Here is a 16,322-nt window from a genome sequence, read left to right as displayed (position 1 = left end):
CATCATGGCACACCCCAGCGGTTGCCACTTCGAGATTGCCGGCAAGTGGGGCACCGTAGCCAATTGCCAAAAGCATAACGGCGGATCCTACCGCGCTTCCGGCACATGCAAATTCCCGGAAGGGAATTTGGTAGAAATCGCAGGCCCGTGGAAGCAGACAGGAACGTCCTACGCCTACTGCCCGGGAGACTCAAAGGCCATCAGCGCGGGCGTCACCACACGACCGTAAAAGAGCAAGATCGACGAAGGAGGGTACGACAATGAAGAAGACCTATTCGACGCTGCTCGCCGCCACCGGGATGGCAGCCTGCCTCACCCTTGGGCTCCAGGGCACGGCCACTGCTGCCCCCGCATCCCCCGCAGGCCATAAGATGGCCTCGGAAGACGTGTCCATCATGGGCTGGCCGGAGGGGTGCACCAACGGCAAGTACGGCAACGGATGGTATGCCCGTTGCACGAAGCCTAATGGCGGAAGCTTCAAGGCGTCCGTGACGTGCAAGCCTTACGACGGCGGCGCTCCCTTCGACCGCTGGGCGGGGCATTGGGAAACCAGCGCGGGCGGGCTTTCCGTCGTCAATTGCCCGCCGATGAGTAACGTCGTAACTGGCGGTTTCGTCACAAGGTCCACCCGCTAGCTTCGATCTTGCATGAGGGCCCGTCAGCATGCTGACGGGCCCTTTGTGGCGAGTGAGCCGTTTCCGTTGTCGGTCTGAGAACGCGCTTGAGATTGAACCGCTGCGCGTTCCGTAGGGATCTCAAATTATGGTTGCGTCCTGGGGTTTCGTGAATTCCATATACTGCTTGGCTTCGCACTAGGCTGAGGGGACGTGTCCTATCGCGTCGCGGGGTCTGCGGCGATTATACCAGTCGATTGATCAACCCGGTTCTGTACAGGCCGATCGTCGATTCCATCAGGGCGTTGTCCTACGCATCCCCGACTGATCCGAAACTCGCCGAAACGTCGTCCGAGTCGAGGTGTTTAGCGAGCTTGAACGACGTGTACTGCCATAGGCGGACGCGGGATGCCTATCTCCCCAGGATGCCGCGGGTGACACCCGTCGTGAAGCCGCTGCCCGAGCTCCGCCTGGAGCTGGTAACCGGACTCGCTGACATCCACGGCTGACATCAACGACAGCGCACACCTACGGTCCCCAGCAGTTTGCAGCGCCCTCGAATCCTCTACCACGGCAGGCCGTGGCACCCTGATTGATCGAACTCCTAAAGCGGTGATCACCCGTCGGGTGGGCCGGGCACGGGACGGGGGGTCTCCAAACGGACCACGAGTGCACGTAGGGCACGGAGTTCTGCGTCCAAGGCCTGCGCACCTTCGCGGGTGAGGGTAACCCACGTTCGGGGGCGCCGACCGGCGTAACCCTTCTCCACGACGATCATTCCCGACTCCTCCAGCACCTTCAGGTGCCGGGAGAGGTTTCCGTCGGTGACGGCCAGTTGCTTCTTCAGGAAGCTGAACTCGACCCGGTCGGCTTCGCGGGCAATGGTGAGGACGCCAAGCCGCACACGCTGGTGGACGGTGTCATCGAGGGCCTGGGTGGGATGCAGCCCCGCTTGGTCGTCCTGCGCAGCGATCGAGTCCTCGACGCTCATGAGACGACCGTACCCGCACCGGCGACACCGGGCGCACCCCGGCGGCGGATTACCGCCCACTCGCACAGACCGGCAAAGAGCAGGATGGTGGCGAGCAGGAGGGCCTTGGCCTGCGGTCCGTCGGCCCAGCCGGGGTCGACGGGGTGGTCCCAGGGGAGCCATCCGCTGCCCCAGGAGGCTCCCAGGTACCCAGTGAGCAGCAGGGCGTGAGCGGTACCGGCCACTGCGGCGAGCCAACTGCGTTCGGCGATGCCGAGGGCGAGAAGTCCGATGCCGACCAGGTACCACGGGGAGGCATAGCTGTTCTCCAGCAGCACGGCTTCCCACGGCTGGTTCCTGCCGAACAGCAGCGCCACGAGGGCTGTCGTGATCACTGTGGTGGCTGCGGCGGTCGCGCGGACCCACGCGCCGCGCCGGGGGACGATGCCCCGGGCCTCACCACGCCGGCGGTACCAGCGGGCGAAGACGAACCATGCGAGGGGAAGGAGCGCGAACCACACGCTCCAGGCCGCGAAGCGCAGGACGGCGCCGTCGAACTCACCCTTCAGGCAGGGGGTTCCCGGTTCGTGGACCACGCACAGACCGGTCAGCTCGGCGTAGGCGAAGGCCGGATAGGAATTGATGTTGCGCCCGTGGGCTCCGAAGTTAAAGGCGTACCGGGCGATCGGAACGGCCGCCAGTGCGAGGAGCCCGAAGCCGAGGAGGGGAGTCCATGCGCCGTTCATCTGCGTGCGGGCTCTGACTCGAAGGCCTTCCGTCGCAGCCAACAAGGCGGCCGCGGCCGCCCTCGGTTCCGATTCCGCGCTGCTCTGTGCGGATGTTCCCATCTTTCCCCCTTGTGATCGGTGCTTTGGCAACGCTCGTGAGCGGACCGCCAGACGGTCGCTCGCCGAAGGCCTAACTTTGCATTACAAAGTACATGGCGATCAAGAGTATGCCGTGCACGGACAGCACCAGAGGGTCCTTCCACGGTGGCAACCCCAGGCAGGCTGGCTGATAGCCCGGAGAGACATCAGCGACTGCTCCGCTCGCAGTTCAGAACGAAGGTTTCGTGCCAGAAACGTGCCAGGTCGTGCGGGGAGCCACGGGGAACAGCGGGGAATCAGGCGACCGTCCATCAAGCGTCTGCGCTCATCCGCCGCAGGTCAGGCCGGGAACAAGAGGTAGATGCCCTTAGCTTCCCAAGCTGAGGTCTCACGGCTGCCTTGGTCTGTCAGTCCAGCCAGACGAGCATCGCGTCGTCAGCCCTGGCAGCAGCGTCGAAGAACTGTGTGAGGCCGTCGTACCAGGGACGCCCCCACTCCAGCGAGTTGGCTTCACTCCATCCGAGCGGATACACCTCGGCGTTGCTCAGCTCAGCAGGATCCACGCCACTGATCAGCTCGGCATAGCTGGTAGCCCGCAGGGCTTCCGCCGCGAGCTGGACCCGCTCAGGTCGCAGGTACCTCGGAGGCCCGTACCCCCAGTCCTCCTCCTCGGCGAACGGTTCCTCACCGTTGATCACGTTCACGGGGAACTCGGCGCGCGCCAGCAAGAAGCGGAGCATGTCCCAGGTCTTGTACGTGCTGAAGTGACGCGCCTTGGCCGGCGCAGGCTCCGTCTCCTCCTCGGCGTCCTGAACCTCTTCGACGAAGTCCAGAGCCCAGTCGGGGTCTCGGATCGCCCGGTCAAGCTCAGCAGCCGTGACACGCAGGTACTCACCGATCATGCTCATGGCCGGAGACTAGGCGAGGCCACTGACAGCGGCCACTGGACGGGCCGTCTCAGTTTCCGTCTCATTCAGCACGGTTCACCGCCGTTCAGCCGAGACCTGGAGCGGATCACAGCCCGGTGACCAGCCGCCCATGAACGCAGGTGAACACCCCTGCACGCACCCCACCACCCCACCAACACAGTTGGAAAGCGTGCACATCCAGGAGATGCGCCGGATGTACTGACCGCGTGCTCGTAGGGCCCCGGGTGCCGCCTGCCATGCGCCCTCCCCTACGTCTGCACGGTCACGCACGCTGGTTGTCGACAGGTGAGCTGGACTGCAGGGGGGTGGACGGTGGGCGAGTGGAAGCAGGGGAAGTGCGGTTGGCCAACGGCGGCTGGCGGTCGCTGCCAGAACAAGACAGTCAAGGGCACGTCGCGCTGCTACCTCCACCAAGGTGACTGGACGAAGCGTGGCCAAGCCGAGCTGAAGAAGAGGGCGAGCAAGCGCCGCAGGAAGTGAGCCGGAGCCGCGGTGAGTGTCTAACTGCGTGACAACGTCGGCGAAGATCGGCGGACGAGCGCGAACGTCTGTGGACCATCTACGCAGGAGAGACGGGCAGTAGCCCAAGGCAGCACCCTCGTCCCAGTTGCTTCGGGACGAAGAGGTCCTGGCTTCAAACCCCACCGCCCCGCGCGGTTCTCAGCTGGAACCGGCGGCAATCTGCCCGACAACGGAAAAGCGCTGCTCACACTCCGGGCAAGTCGCCTCACCGAAGGCATAAGTCAGGGCGCGCACGACTTCCTCGTGGCCGTCAGCCAATGCGAGGTCATAGAGGCGGCGGCCCAGACCTTCCAGGGCGCGGGGGTCGGCCGGATGCAGAGGAACGGTTTCGATGTCATCAGAGAGGGCGTAGTCCTCTGCCGCACTGAAGAAGCCCCGCTCTCCGATGATCACCCATAGCGACGCGCACCCGTCGGGATCCGGGCACTCGAGCTCGTATTCCTCGCTGACGATGCCCCAGATCAAGTCCTCCGCCCAGTGGATGTCGCCCTCCAGGTTCAGGGCCGCCTCAACCAGATAGCAGTAGTCGTTCCGGTCGGCGGTGGCCTGCCTCCACCGGTTCGCAGCGCCCAGTAGGCGTGTGACTTCCGACGCGTACTGGTACCGCAGATTCCGGGTCTCGTAGCGCTGGTCGGCCTGGACGAGCAGGGCGCCGGCCAGGTGGAGGGCCGAAGCTGCCACGTCGGCTTTGTCGGCCTCCGCCATGTCGGCCAGCGTGGGCAGCACCAGCGGATGGGCGACGTCCAGAGAGCCGTTGTGGTAGAGCTCCGTCCAGAGGTCGCTCCAGGCCTGACTGTCCCGCCCCTTGGCGGCACGTTCCAGCAGGGCCCTCAGGCGGTCGGAATCGGCGCCGTCTGCGCGGGGAACAGGAGAACTCGTCGTCATCTCCGGCATCCAAGCAGACTGCCGCAACCGCACTTTCGCCGACCTGTCGATTGCTGTGGAAGTGTGCCGTTCGGCATGTCCGGTGAGGCTGGGCACGTTCCTGCAAGTCTGCCCGGTGCCGGTGCCGTTCCGCTGACATCCAACATTGACATCAACGACCACGGACAGCAGTGGCGTCTGGCAATCATGTGCGGCGCCCGTACGCACAGGGGGCCGCCACCACATGGGGCACTGATCGAACTCCTAAAGCGGGTGTCGCAGGTTCGAATCCCTAGAAACCGCCCGGAACTGCTTCCACTTGTTCACCGCGAACACATGAACATGCCCCGGCGTTCGTCCCCCACCTGTTGCCATCCCCGCAGCACCGAGCGTAACCCGCGCGGAGCAACCTCACCGCTGCTTCATCAATGACGACAGAGGGTGTCGGGTTTACGGCCGACGATGGACGTATGCGCGAAACCCCGGAAGAACTCGACAAGCTCCAGTCCCTCCTCGACTCCTCCCTCTCCGGCTCGACCGCACACCTCCGCTCGATCGTCGAGGGCCGCACCATCACGGCGGCGCAGCTCACCGGGGTCCTCACCGGCATGTGCACGCTTGCCCTCTCCACGGTGACCGCAAAGGGCGAACCGCGGATCAGCGGCGCCGACGGGCACTTCCTGCACGGCCGGTGGCACTTCGGCACGGCGCGCAACGCCGCCAAGGCCCGTCATCTCGCGGCCCGTCCGGCCGCCAGCGTCGCGTACATGCGCGGCGAGGACCTCGGCGTGTTCACCCACGGCACGGTGGAGGAGCTGAACCCCGAGGACGCCGAGACCACAGCCGACTGGCAGGAACTCCTCGCCTACTTGAAGGACTTCTACGGCGACGACGACGCCTTCGACTGGAACCGCGAGGTCGTCTACTACCGGCTGAACCCACACTGGATGACCGTCTACGCCCCCGACTTCGACAAGCTCACCGGCACGTGACGCCGGGCCCGTCGACGAGGGCCTGCACAACCGCCACACGAGGACCCAGCGTGGTGCGAGTCCGCGCATACGACCTGCGTTCCAACGCCCAAGAAGCTCTTTTCCGGGTGCAGATGCTCACCGATGACGATGCCTTGAGCGAGGCGGCAGAAGCCGTACTTGCGGACGTCACAGCCCTGCCCAAGACGGACAGCAGGCCCGAACTGGACCAGCGCAGGGTGAAGACCCGCGACGACATCAGTCGACTGGTCAGAGCGTCCAAGCGCCATCTCTGAGGCGCCTGCCAACGCGGCTGCACGCACGGTCAGTCCGTCAGAGCCGGGCGCCGGGCCGACCGCACCACAAGCGCACCAGATCAGGCGGGGAACAGCGGGGAATCACGGTGAAAGCGGCCCAGCCTGAGGAGGCGGCAACCAGGGGTGTTCCCCCAGGTCATTGCACGGACAGGCGCCAAATGCTCGCAGCTTCCCAAGCTGATGGCTCCGTTACGTAGGACTCCCCAACTCCCTACCCGGGCATCCCTTGCTGCTGAAAGGGTCGGGTCGGCCAGCCTTGACCACATCGGAGCGCCGCACTCGGTAATGCCGCACCTGCACCTCTGAGTTACCAACCAGTGTCGTGTCACCAACCAGCGTCCAATACCGCCAGTAGGCTGCTCCTCCGTGGTTCTCACCCATGCAGGAACAGACACAGTCGTCGCCGCGGGCATCCCGACACCTCACGTCGCACCGCTGCCTTGTTGAGAACTCCAGGTAGACATCGATCTCCCCGAACTTCATGGCCATGGACTCGACGAGTGTTCGAAGGTGCGGCCTGGCAATCTCCCAGCGCTTCGCGGTGGTGTTCCACTCCGGCCGCATCCGGTCGCCGAGCTCTGCCAGTATCCAGCGTCTATTCGAGCCGTCCTGGTAAGGCATCCAGGCCTGTAGCCGACTCGGGCCTACGGGGCGTCGCACCCAAGGAATCGTCACCAGCCGCCTCCTGTTCATGTGGATGACCAATTGTGACGCCTGCGCGGTACTGCGGGCCAGATGCCTCTGGCGGCCGCCACTGACAGCGCGGACCGATTGGGTCAGCTGCGGAAACGGGAGAGCCAGGTGCCGCCGGCCTTCTGCTCCGGCACAGCCTGGTCCTGCTCCTGACGCCCGCGCTCCTGCTCGGCTTGGCGTTCAGCGGTGATGGCCCGCTGCTTGCAGTCGTCGCACAGTTGCGGGTGGGTCTCCCGAGGAGGGCCCCACTCGGCGGGCTCGATGGTCTTCCAACGTCTGTGCCGTCCGCCGACCATGACGGTGTTGGCTGAGCCGTCTGTAGGCCGCCCGAGGCCGCTCGACAGCGACCACAACAACAACGACGACCATCCGGCCGCCCATGGGCACCGCTTTGAGCAGCAAAACCCAGCAAGACCCCCGATAAGACCCAGGGCAAGAAGGCAGGTCTTGACTCGCCCATTGAGACTCCGCCAACCGCGCTGCTCGGCGCACGCCATCTCTGGTCACCCTACGGCGGCACGGTCGCCCCAACCATCCCCAGACAGCACAGGTCAGGACGGCCCACACTGCTGCCACCACGTAGTTCCTTGCAGTCACAGCACGTCCACGACAGAGCCACTGTCAGTGGTGGGCACTAGTCTTAGCTGTATCAAGTCCGCAGACCAGCGCAGCTGCCTGTGCGAGTACAAGGCATCTGCCACACTGGGTGGTAGAGGTGGGCGGCTGTGGCTGAGGGCACGGCGGAAGGGGTGATGATGGCAGCGACCAGCACGCGCGAAGAGCGTTTCAAGCACACCCTAAATACGCTAGTCACGCGTGAAGGCGTAACACCGGAAACCCTGCTTGACCTGCTGGGTTCCAAGGAATCATATACAGCGTTGACGTCGGGTTCCCGCCTACCTTCCACATACGAAGCAACTTTGTTGAGCGCTTTTTTCAGAGTAGCTCCCGGCTTGCTACTCCAGGGTGACGAACCATCAATGGGAGTAAGCCTACGGCTTGGGACCGTTGAGGGAATTCATGACGTTAGTGACGTCGTTTCCCACGCTACTAAATTGCTAGCTACGGATCGTCTGACACGCGAGTGGGGTTGCACTCAACCGATCATAGACGTGGCAAGCTTCGCCCCATCGAAAGTTTGGCATGACCGTCATGCCGGCGAGAGAACTGCTGCACGCCTAAGGGCCTATCTAGACTTCAGCGAGACTGAGTCGGTAGAGGACCTAACGGGTCTAGTTGAGAGCCTCGGCGTCCCGGTCGAATACAGGAAACTGCCAGACCAGGTCCATGGGATCTCAATCCCTGAAAAGTGGGGAGATCGCATTTCCTGGGTCGTAGTAATCAACTCAAATGATGTTTGGTCGAGACAGCGCTTCACTTTGGCTCACGAGCTCTGTCACGTCCTGCAGAATGATCCGGGACAAGTGATCGTTGACCGCGCAAAAATGCAAGACTTGCGCCCCGAAAGGATCGCAAACTCCTTTGCACGGCACTTCCTGCTGCCGGAAGAAGCCCTTTTGGGCAAACTAGAGCAGTGCGGAGAAATTTCCACCAAGGCTCAAGCTGCCGCACTAGTTGCCGACATTGTTTTGACTTACGGGGTAAGTCGAGACGCCACGATGATTGCACTTGGCGAAGTCGCTGAAGATGACATCGAAGCCTCGCTCATAGAGTTTTGCCAGACAGCCCAAGTCGGCGAACTGATGCGCATTTCAGGGAACTCCGCCGTGTGGGATGAGTTGAATTCAACCCGAGGGGAGAGCTTCCCCTCGGAACGGCTATCCCAACAGGTCCTCGATGCTTACGCTGAGCAACTAGTAAGTCTGCAAGCTGTTGCAGACGTCATCGCCGATGGTTCTGTCGAGGACGCTCGTTTGCAGCTAAGCGAGGCCGGGTGGGATATGGATCAGCGAGTGCTCGGATAACCTGCTCAACCACAGAGTCGGCATGTATCGCTGCGCTTCAAACAGCGGAAAGCGGTCGCGTCAATCGGCTGACGATGCGCAGGCACAGTGGCGAACGTCCGTGTTACCTCGTTGAAGCTGTTGAACAGATCCGCAGCGTCCACCGGATCAGGCGTGCACCCGAGCTCGGCCAGGAGCTGTCCGAGGTCCTTGCAGGGGACGCCGTGGCTCTCCGCGACTGTGATCGCGCCACCGTCATTCGTAAGGAGCACGGTCTTACCCCCGAGCTCTACGATCCGCGCAGCACAGACGATGCTGTGCGTCTCCCCGGCATGCTTGTGCGCAGAGGCCACAGCGTCAATGGTCCTGCCGGCACGTTCAGCTGCGGCAGCATCGATTCCTCGCAACTGCCTTAGCACCTGGTCGAGTTTGTCGACCGTGTCGAACGTGTCCGACCCAGTCGGAAGGGGGCATTCCGCGATCTGCCCATCATCGAGGTATCGGACGACGGTATCGGCACCGCTGCACAGCAATCGTGTCTGGGGCGTACGGCACGCTTCGGATGTCCCCGAGAGCCGCCTGATCTCTGCGGCAACTGCCTGAGTTACCACGAGAGATGCCCCGTAGAGATCCAAGATCTTGTCGAGCAGGACCGGCCTGCGAGCGAGCGCGCAGAGCAACCCCGTGTCCGCCCATGCACGGTACACATCCACATGACGCCGCGGCAGAGCAGGGGAAGTTGAGGTACGGACACGCGCCGTCGTCCTCGGCTGGAGGCTTGGCCGCCGAAGGGCCATCCCCTTCGGAGAGGGGCGCTCCAGATCGTCCAACTCCCCCTCCGGCGACTTCCGATGTGCGCCGACGAGGCGTCAGAGCATCGTTCCTAGAGTAGCCGCAGCACCGAGTTGATGCACACGCCTCTGGCTTACCAGAAGCTCTGGACTGCTGAAGGAGTCACGGGATGCGAAACTGGTCATCATCGGCCTCGTCCGCGGTCGCATCGGAACACCAACCACGGACGGGACACCACCTGCAGTGCTCACCGGGAGCGCTATTCCAGGTCGTATCCCGGTGCCACTTCTTGGCGCGCAGGCGAACTTCGGCCTTTGCCATGCGCAGTAGTCGAGCATCGCCAAGGTCCCATGAGAACAGGCGGCTATCCTCTGAAGCCAGAACTTCCAGCTCAAGCCGCGCATTGTCGCTCTTGTAGGGTCCCCGATACCCACTGCCGATCAGATTAAGAAGCCAAGGTACCGCAAAGAACCTGTCAAATGCTTCCTGTTCATCCCCTGGAAGACTCAAGGTAGTCGTCTTGGTTTCTCTGATCACGAAGGTGTCATCAGAATCCACATAGAGCAAGTCGGGCTTGCTGACCACTACAACATCCGCTTGCGCGTCATATCCGTATACCGACACCTCACTCCCGATCACTCGCGCCCCTTCTCCAAGCGGGCATATAGCAGCATGCTGCGTAACGTAGGCACGCGAATCCAGGTAATCACTCTCATCGAGGCCAGGAGGAAAGTTGCCATCAATCGCATCGAGATCACTTGGATCACACTTATGACTGCTCATATGAGCTCGAGCCAGCCACTCATGAATAACTCTGCCCCGCTCCGAGGAGGGAGGCGCATCCGATCCCGACGGCAAGTTATTCGAAATCAGGTACCACTGGGCAGGGCATTTTTCGTAAACCTCTAGGTCTCGCGCACTGACTGAGCGGGTAGCCAGACCTTTACGAGACTGCCCGAGAAACCCGTCAAGCTTCTCCACAGAGGAGCAGCACCCTGCAATTTTGCATCGCCCGCAGCTATTTCCCGGAGTTGGCCTATTCGACGTGACGATCTTACTCACGATCGGAAACACTTTAGCGGCATACAGTGACTCTGCCATAGCAGGGCTGCCGTCGAATAGGGTCTCCATGGATCCGTCACCAAGACCGACTTCCACAACGCGAATCCGCTCCAGATGCCCTCGCGGCCGAAACAGCCCCGCGATGTGCGCCGCCGTAATCGCCCAGTTTTCAACATCCTTTGCAACTGGGCGAGCCTGGCCGAAGCGGAGCTTACGGACTTCTCGGACACCAGATTCATTATCGTAGACGGGCGCCCAGACCGTGAGCTGATTTGACGGGACAGTGGGGTCTGGGACAACCATTGGGTCACACACGCGGAGCCTGAGAGTCCCCAGTTCAGATTCTGACACCTCGTGACAATTGAGGTAATTCTCGACAGCTCGGACTATGTAATTTCTGTCTCCTGCGTGCAACTGATACTGGGATAACTCGATCTGCACCAGCCTATTAAGCGCTTCCCAGTCGGGGGATCTCAGAGCATCGTGCAGCCTCAGGCTTACGTCGCGGACAATGCCGAGAACAAATGTCTGCGCGTCGTCCCGTCTGCGTTCCCAGTCTGTTGGCTTGAGCTTGGGACGTACCTTCAGCGCTCCATGCAAGCCACATCCATGAGGCAGCCCTTGCACATCTGACGCACTCACGCGAAGTAGGTCAGGCTGCCCGCTGAACCTCGACCCCACACCCGGCGCTGCCATCCAGCCCCCCTAGCTGCGCAATGTCACGATGAATGCCACAGAGTAAGCAAGTATGGCAGGGGAGAACCCCATCGGCCTGCCGAGCCGGGTGCGGGGGTTCGAACCCTGCCGGGGGCGCACTTCCATGCCGAGCCCCGGCAGGCCGTTCGGCGGGGCCCACGGGGCCACACCTGGCGGGCGCCCCAGCCGGCCGACTGCCGCAACGCTGGGCCGCCTCTGACCATCCGAGGCCGCTCGACAGTGGCCAATGACGACCACTTGGCGTAGCAGCTTTCTCGCCTCCCCAGCCGGCTTAGCCTGCTGCTTCCTCCTGGCAAACCTTGTGGCTGGGCCTCCCGTAGTCATCTACCAGGCTCGCTGGCTTGCCGCAGTACTGGCATGGCTGAGGCTGCGGAAGCCAGTGCGACTTGGCGCTCCAGTCCAAAAGAGCAGGGGCTCCACCATCTGGCTTCTGGGGTTGGGGTATCCGTTGTGTAGGGATGGTTACCGCGGAGGCGTCAAACCGCTGGCCCCGGTCGAACACCTCACGCTGCGGCGATCGGTGGTCGCTCTGCTGCCCATACCGGCAGATGCGCTCTATCTCCTGCTCGCTGATGGAGGACGGGGCGGCCCGGTGCCTGTTCCCCTGTGCGAGGTCGTCCTCGGTTGGCAGCCCGCCGACACTCGCCGCGTAGAGGTCCCGGTCGGCCGGCCTAGTCCAGAATCGGTTCATCCAGCGGCTCTGCGGAACGATGACCGGCACCCAGTTCCCGGCCGCTGAACCGCGGACCAAGTCGTCCAGGGTCGGGTTATACACCTCCCAGGTGCCGTGGAAGTTGCTGCACTTGCCAGTCCTCTTCACGGGGCATGGGCCTGGAATGCGGGAGCAGTGCAGCATCTCGAGAACGCGTACGCCACCAGCTACGCGGATCTCGCGTCCGGCTCGGATCTCCTGCCACGGACGGGGAACGATCAAGGACCAGGGGGCGCCGCGTAGCACCTCAGACAGCTTTTTTGCTGAAGTCGTCCAGGAAGGGACGAGACCGTCCCGACGAGCAAGCGCTGCCCGTTGCTTCACGGCGGGCTCGGAGATGTTCGATACCTGGATCTCCCATCCGACGGCGACGTCCCCAATCACGGTGACGTCGGTGCGTCGGGCACCGTCGTTGGCGCGGTCTTCGGTGACGACGCGGAACCCTTCCCGATCGCCCGTCGTGGCGATGCGCTCCTTCAGGGCCTTATGCTCATCGCTTTCCGACTTGGCGGGGTGCTCCCCGATGGACGAGTTGAAGTGCACGGCCTCTCGCTGCCCGTTGCGAATACGAAGGAACATCCACTCTGGGCAGTGGGGCCGCTCTTCGCGGCACTCCAGGCATTGCAGCCCACGCTGAACTACCGGCCGCTTGTCCCTGTAGATCAGCTCCCACAGACCGGGCATCTCGGGGTGCCCGAGGTCCTCAAGCGTGAGGTCAATTTCGATTCCCAGTTTCACGTGCCAGACGCCGTTCGCCACAGATGTCCCCCCACCCGACAGCAATACGAGGAAAGCGCTGTACTCAAGGTACGGCCCACCACTGACAGCAGGGCAGGGCTCGGCCCGGCCGTCACAAGAGAAGAGGAGCCCCGGACCGTCCCCGGGGCCCCCTGCTGCACTACACAGGCTGCCGTTCAGTTCTCCTCAGGGGCGCCCGGGCGCGATCGGACCGCGTCCGCGGCTGGTCGCTACGCGCAGCACGTCCCGCAAGGCGCTGGCCAACTGGGCGGCGAGAAGGTGCAACGCCTCCAGGTCTTCGGTGTCGTCGTCGAGTACCTGACGTGCGTGCTCCAGCAGTTGGGACGCCATTCCGAGTTGGAACGCCTCGATGTGGTCCGCCAGGCGGGACACGTAGCCCCCATGGTCCCCAGTGCTCAGGTAGCACGGCTTACCGTCCGGCCCCGCCCATGGGAGAAGCCTCAGTTCGTCCCGTGCCGTCATCCCTGCGCTCGCCTCTCGCTAGCTTCGACGTTGGGCGCCGGCGTGCCGGTGGATGTCGAGCCCCCCGTTGCTCCACCTCCACGCCGAGACTGGACAGAAGTCGAGTGGCACATGCAACCGCAGGCCTCGTAGATCAAGGGGAGGCCGACCGGCGCCGAATCCGGAGTGGACTCCGCGCAGTCCTGGTGCGTGCCGATCTGGCAAGCGGCCGAGCGGTACGAGGTCGCCGAGGTGTCCGGGTCGAGAGTCCGCCGCCGCGAGGACGTCACTGAACCCCCAGGAGCGTCGACCAGGCGTCGGTCGACAGGTAGGGAGCAATGACGACCGTTGGGTGCCGTTGGGTGCGCTCGTCTTGCAACAGCACATACGGACGGACGAGTGCAGTGTCTTCTCCCCTGAGCATGTGCCGATGACTCGGCTTGTCGACGGCCTGCCCCAGGACGAGCGTCGGCTCGTCAACCGACACCGAGGCAGCTGGGGCGATCGGTGGGCAGGAGGGCCTTAAGGAGCGGCGGTGCCTGCCCCTGGGGAAGTACCGCGCTCTGGTGAGAGCCACGGCACGGCGGATACGGTTGAGCACGCTGGTCAGCTCCTATCGCTGATGGCTCGGTCCCCCGACATCGCCCGTCGTGGGGACCGCTTTGCGTACGACCGCCCAGAGGGTGCGGCCGTTCAGGCTGGTGGCAAGAAGCCCGAATTGATCGGCTTCAGCCACCGCTTCCAGGACCTCCCGCCATAAGTCGGCGGTGAGTGAGTCCGGTACCTCCGCCGCGACCGACGTGTGCCGGTCGTGCTCCTCCACGCGCGCGGGAAGCCCTAGGTCGGACAGTCGGGCAGCGATGGCTGCCGCGCGTACTCCCGAAGCGGGCACAGGACAGCCTCCGTCACCGGCGATCACTTTGCGTAAAGCTAGTTAACTAGATTAGAGCTAGTGGACTAGATTTTCCATATGCCTGAGCAGCCGCCCTACCTCCGCATCGCCGACGAACTCCGGCGGCGGATCGCGGAGCACGTGTGGGAGCCGGGGGACCGACTGCCCTCCCGCGCCCAGATCGGCCAGGAGTGCGGCGTTGGGGAGAACGTGGTCCGCCGGGCGCAGGAGCTGCTGATCTCCCAGGGCGTGCTGGAAGGCCGCGCCGGATCGGGGACCTACGTCGCCGAGCCCCGGCAGCGGGTACGGGTTGTCCGCTCGTCGGCTCGCGAGCAGCCCGACCGGTCGCCGTTCCGTGCGGACATGAGGGCCATGGGCAAGCAAGGCGACTGGGAGAGTAGGACCGACGCCAAGGTTCCCGCCCCGGCCGACATCGCGGCCCGGCTGGGCATCGCCGAGGGCGACCTGTGCGTCAGGACGTCGTACGAGTTCCTGGCCGACGGCAGGCCGGTGCAGCTGTCGACGAGTTGGGAGCCGTACGACCTCACCGCAGGCACTCTCGTCGTTCTCCCCGAGGGAGGTCCGCATGCCGGAGCCGGAGTCGTGAACCGCATGGCCGCGATCGGCGTCACCGTCAGCCATGCCGTGGAACAGCCGGAGCCACGACAGGCAACCGCCGAGGAGGCCTCACTTCTGGGCATTCAGAAGGCGGCACTCGTCACGCACATCCGGCGGACGTACTACAGCGACGACGGGCGGCCCGTGGAGACGGCGGACATCGTGGTGCCCGCGGCTCACTGCGAGATCGTCTACGAGATCCCAATCAACCGATAGGCGCAGGTCTTTCGAGGGCTCGCGAGGTCATCTGCCGACGTCGCAGCCGACGGCAGTGACGGCAGCGCTGACGGCAACGACGGCAGACGGCAGTGGGATTCAGCGGCTCGGGACGGTGGCGGGACGAGGCGATCCGACCGGCCCACCACGCGGTGCCCGCATCTTCTAAGCGCTTGGCCGCAGGTTCGAGTCCTGCCGGGGGCGCAAGTCTCCGCCCTCCCTTTGGGGAGGGCTTTTTGCTGGTCAGGGTGGGTGTGGGCCGACCCGCCGAAGCCCCGGGCGCCCTCTTGATGATCAAGGGCGGGCTCCGGGGCTGTCCGGCTGTTACCGGGTTTTTGCGGGTGGCCGTGTCGAATACGTGTCGAAGTTTCTGCGGGCCAAGAGGTCAGTCGGCGGACGACCGCTCGGGGAGATCTCCGGCAGCTTCGAGCCGCCGCTTCAGGTCAGGCAGCTGGCCCTCGACGCAGCGGGCGTAGGTCGCCAGGAGCACGGCAACGCTGTTCCCGGCCCACTCGGCCACCTGGGCGGGTGGGATTCCGTCGTTCAGCCACTTCGTCAAGCGCGTGTTCCGGTTGTCGTAGAGACGTGCGGGGGCAGTACGGCCTTACGGGCGTTGCGCCACGCCCGACGGATGACGGAACCGGCGAGGATCCCTCCAGACTCGCCTTGGAACAGCAGGTCACCCGGCTTGAGCTCTTCGTCCTCGATGTGCTGTCGGAGGATGCGCGTGAGGGCGGGATGCCCCGGGACAGTGCGGGTCTCACCCTCCGCACGGCCTTTCAGGTCGTGCTGTTCGTGGATCTCCCCGTGTCGGTCCACTGCTTTCCGACCTCGGGGGCGCCCGCGTCCGGCGCCGCATCACCGGCAACCGCCACACCCGTTCGCGTACTTCGGCGCGGGCGGTGCGCAGCGCGGTCAGGACCCGATGCCCGCCCGACGCCAGCTTGCTGATCAGCGGGGGGCCGTGGGGTCGGAGGCCAGGCCCGAACACGGCCGGCTCGGCGCGCACCATGGCCACATCGGCCGGGCAGTCCCCGCCCAGCGCCACCGCGAGCGCGACATCCAGCAGGATCTTGCCCGGATCGTGCATCGTCCGCGGCTTGCGCCACGGTACAAGCGCCGCCGATATCGCCCATCCATACCGGACTTGCAAACCGTCTCGACGAGCAGCACGGCCCCGGCCTGCGAGACGACTCCGCGAACCGGCGCCCTCGACGCGGACACGGGGGTAGGACCCGATACGCTTCTTCACCTGGAAAGCGCCTCCGGCGGTGGCGGGAACAAGAACCTCAGCAATCCCCATTCTCGCTGGTCAGAAGCACTTTCTGCTTTCTTGATCACCAGCCGGACAGTCCGCCTCATGGAAGCGCGAGGCCAAAGCCGAGACCGACCCGGCGAACGCCTGATCTCAACCGTAGGGGGTCGGTCAGCCAGGACCGGTCCCCTCACGGGGCGGTCACCGCGTGGGGCCCATACGGCTCTGATGTGGCCTTCGGCCACGT

Annotated in this window: 15 protein-coding genes and 1 pseudogene; 5 read left to right on the top strand and 11 right to left on the bottom strand. The window is 64.2% G+C overall.

Annotation, left to right across the window (positions count from 1 at the left end; all coding sequences use genetic code 11):
• Window positions 1–260 precede the first annotated feature (260 nt).
• The gene (locus ACWD1U_RS04130; protein ID WP_451104218.1) at window positions 261–635 is read left to right on the top strand and encodes a hypothetical protein; all 375 of its coding nucleotides are present in this window, start codon (window positions 261–263) and stop codon (window positions 633–635) included.
• A 595-nt stretch (window positions 636–1,230) separates the two neighbouring features.
• Here ACWD1U_RS04130 and ACWD1U_RS04125 read toward each other — a convergent pair.
• The 4 genes from ACWD1U_RS04125 to ACWD1U_RS04110 all read right to left on the bottom strand — a co-directional run bounded on the left by ACWD1U_RS04125 (window position 1,231) and on the right by ACWD1U_RS04110 (window position 4,756).
• Window positions 1,231–1,605 carry a winged helix-turn-helix domain-containing protein gene (locus tag ACWD1U_RS04125; RefSeq protein WP_451104216.1) on the bottom strand — a complete coding sequence of 125 codons (375 nt, stop codon included), beginning with the start codon at window positions 1,603–1,605 and terminating at the stop codon, window positions 1,231–1,233.
• Entirely contained in the window at window positions 1,602–2,330 is a 729-nt protein-coding gene (locus ACWD1U_RS04120) for a hypothetical protein (protein WP_451104214.1), read from the bottom strand. Before ACWD1U_RS04120 ends, ACWD1U_RS04125 begins: the two co-directional genes overlap by 4 nt.
• Window positions 2,331–2,818: 488 nt before the next feature.
• Window positions 2,819–3,319 (bottom strand): YfbM family protein, encoded by a 501-nt coding sequence (locus tag ACWD1U_RS04115; protein WP_451104212.1) that lies wholly within the window; start codon window positions 3,317–3,319, stop codon window positions 2,819–2,821.
• Between the two features lie 681 nt (window positions 3,320–4,000).
• Complete coding sequence (locus ACWD1U_RS04110) at window positions 4,001–4,756, bottom strand: hypothetical protein (protein ID WP_338779969.1); 756 nt, start codon at window positions 4,754–4,756, stop codon at window positions 4,001–4,003.
• 440 nt (window positions 4,757–5,196) lie between these two features.
• Here ACWD1U_RS04110 and ACWD1U_RS04105 point away from each other — a divergent pair, with 440 nt between their 5' ends.
• Both ACWD1U_RS04105 and ACWD1U_RS04100 read left to right on the top strand, forming a co-directional pair.
• Window positions 5,197–5,718: a pyridoxamine 5'-phosphate oxidase family protein gene (locus ACWD1U_RS04105; RefSeq protein ID WP_338781643.1), complete on the top strand. Its 522-nt coding sequence runs from the start codon at window positions 5,197–5,199 to the stop codon at window positions 5,716–5,718.
• 53 nt (window positions 5,719–5,771) lie between these two features.
• Entirely contained in the window at window positions 5,772–5,993 is a 222-nt protein-coding gene (locus ACWD1U_RS04100; protein WP_338779972.1) for a hypothetical protein, read from the top strand.
• A gap of 797 nt (window positions 5,994–6,790) precedes the next feature.
• Here ACWD1U_RS04100 and ACWD1U_RS04095 read toward each other — a convergent pair.
• Entirely contained in the window at window positions 6,791–7,003 is a 213-nt protein-coding gene (locus ACWD1U_RS04095; RefSeq protein WP_451104210.1) for a hypothetical protein, read from the bottom strand.
• 429 nt (window positions 7,004–7,432) lie between these two features.
• On the opposite strand from ACWD1U_RS04095, the gene ACWD1U_RS04090 reads away from it, so the two are divergent.
• On the top strand, window positions 7,433–8,632 hold the full coding sequence (locus tag ACWD1U_RS04090; protein WP_451104208.1) for an ImmA/IrrE family metallo-endopeptidase: 1,200 nt from the start codon (window positions 7,433–7,435) through the stop codon (window positions 8,630–8,632).
• A gap of 933 nt (window positions 8,633–9,565) precedes the next feature.
• Here ACWD1U_RS04090 and ACWD1U_RS04085 read toward each other — a convergent pair.
• The 4 genes from ACWD1U_RS04085 to ACWD1U_RS04070 all read right to left on the bottom strand — a co-directional run bounded on the left by ACWD1U_RS04085 (window position 9,566) and on the right by ACWD1U_RS04070 (window position 13,986).
• Window positions 9,566–10,384 carry a PD-(D/E)XK nuclease family protein gene (locus ACWD1U_RS04085; RefSeq protein WP_451104206.1) on the bottom strand — a complete coding sequence of 273 codons (819 nt, stop codon included), beginning with the start codon at window positions 10,382–10,384 and terminating at the stop codon, window positions 9,566–9,568.
• A gap of 1,069 nt (window positions 10,385–11,453) precedes the next feature.
• Window positions 11,454–12,653: a competence protein CoiA family protein gene (locus ACWD1U_RS04080; RefSeq protein WP_451104204.1), complete on the bottom strand. Its 1,200-nt coding sequence runs from the start codon at window positions 12,651–12,653 to the stop codon at window positions 11,454–11,456.
• A 165-nt stretch (window positions 12,654–12,818) separates the two neighbouring features.
• A complete protein-coding gene (locus ACWD1U_RS04075; RefSeq protein ID WP_451104202.1) occupies window positions 12,819–13,115 on the bottom strand; it encodes a hypothetical protein in 297 nt (98 codons plus the stop codon).
• 592 nt (window positions 13,116–13,707) lie between these two features.
• Window positions 13,708–13,986 (bottom strand): hypothetical protein, encoded by a 279-nt coding sequence (locus ACWD1U_RS04070; protein ID WP_451104200.1) that lies wholly within the window; start codon window positions 13,984–13,986, stop codon window positions 13,708–13,710.
• A 78-nt stretch (window positions 13,987–14,064) separates the two neighbouring features.
• Here ACWD1U_RS04070 and ACWD1U_RS04065 point away from each other — a divergent pair, with 78 nt between their 5' ends.
• Window positions 14,065–14,820 carry a GntR family transcriptional regulator gene (locus ACWD1U_RS04065; protein ID WP_451104198.1) on the top strand — a complete coding sequence of 252 codons (756 nt, stop codon included), beginning with the start codon at window positions 14,065–14,067 and terminating at the stop codon, window positions 14,818–14,820.
• 385 nt (window positions 14,821–15,205) lie between these two features.
• Here ACWD1U_RS04065 and ACWD1U_RS04060 read toward each other — a convergent pair whose 3' ends face one another.
• Window positions 15,206–15,379 carry an integrase gene (locus ACWD1U_RS04060; protein ID WP_451104197.1) on the bottom strand — a complete coding sequence of 58 codons (174 nt, stop codon included), beginning with the start codon at window positions 15,377–15,379 and terminating at the stop codon, window positions 15,206–15,208.
• Between the two features lie 268 nt (window positions 15,380–15,647).
• A pseudogene (locus ACWD1U_RS04055) lies at window positions 15,648–16,072 on the bottom strand (transposase); the annotation flags it as partial.
• Window positions 16,073–16,322: the final 250 nt, after the last annotated feature.

Source organism: Streptomyces sp. NPDC002788, from assembly GCF_053592115.1.
Note: the sequence above shows the minus strand (reverse complement) of the source record. Positions and strands in the feature narration are given on the sequence as shown.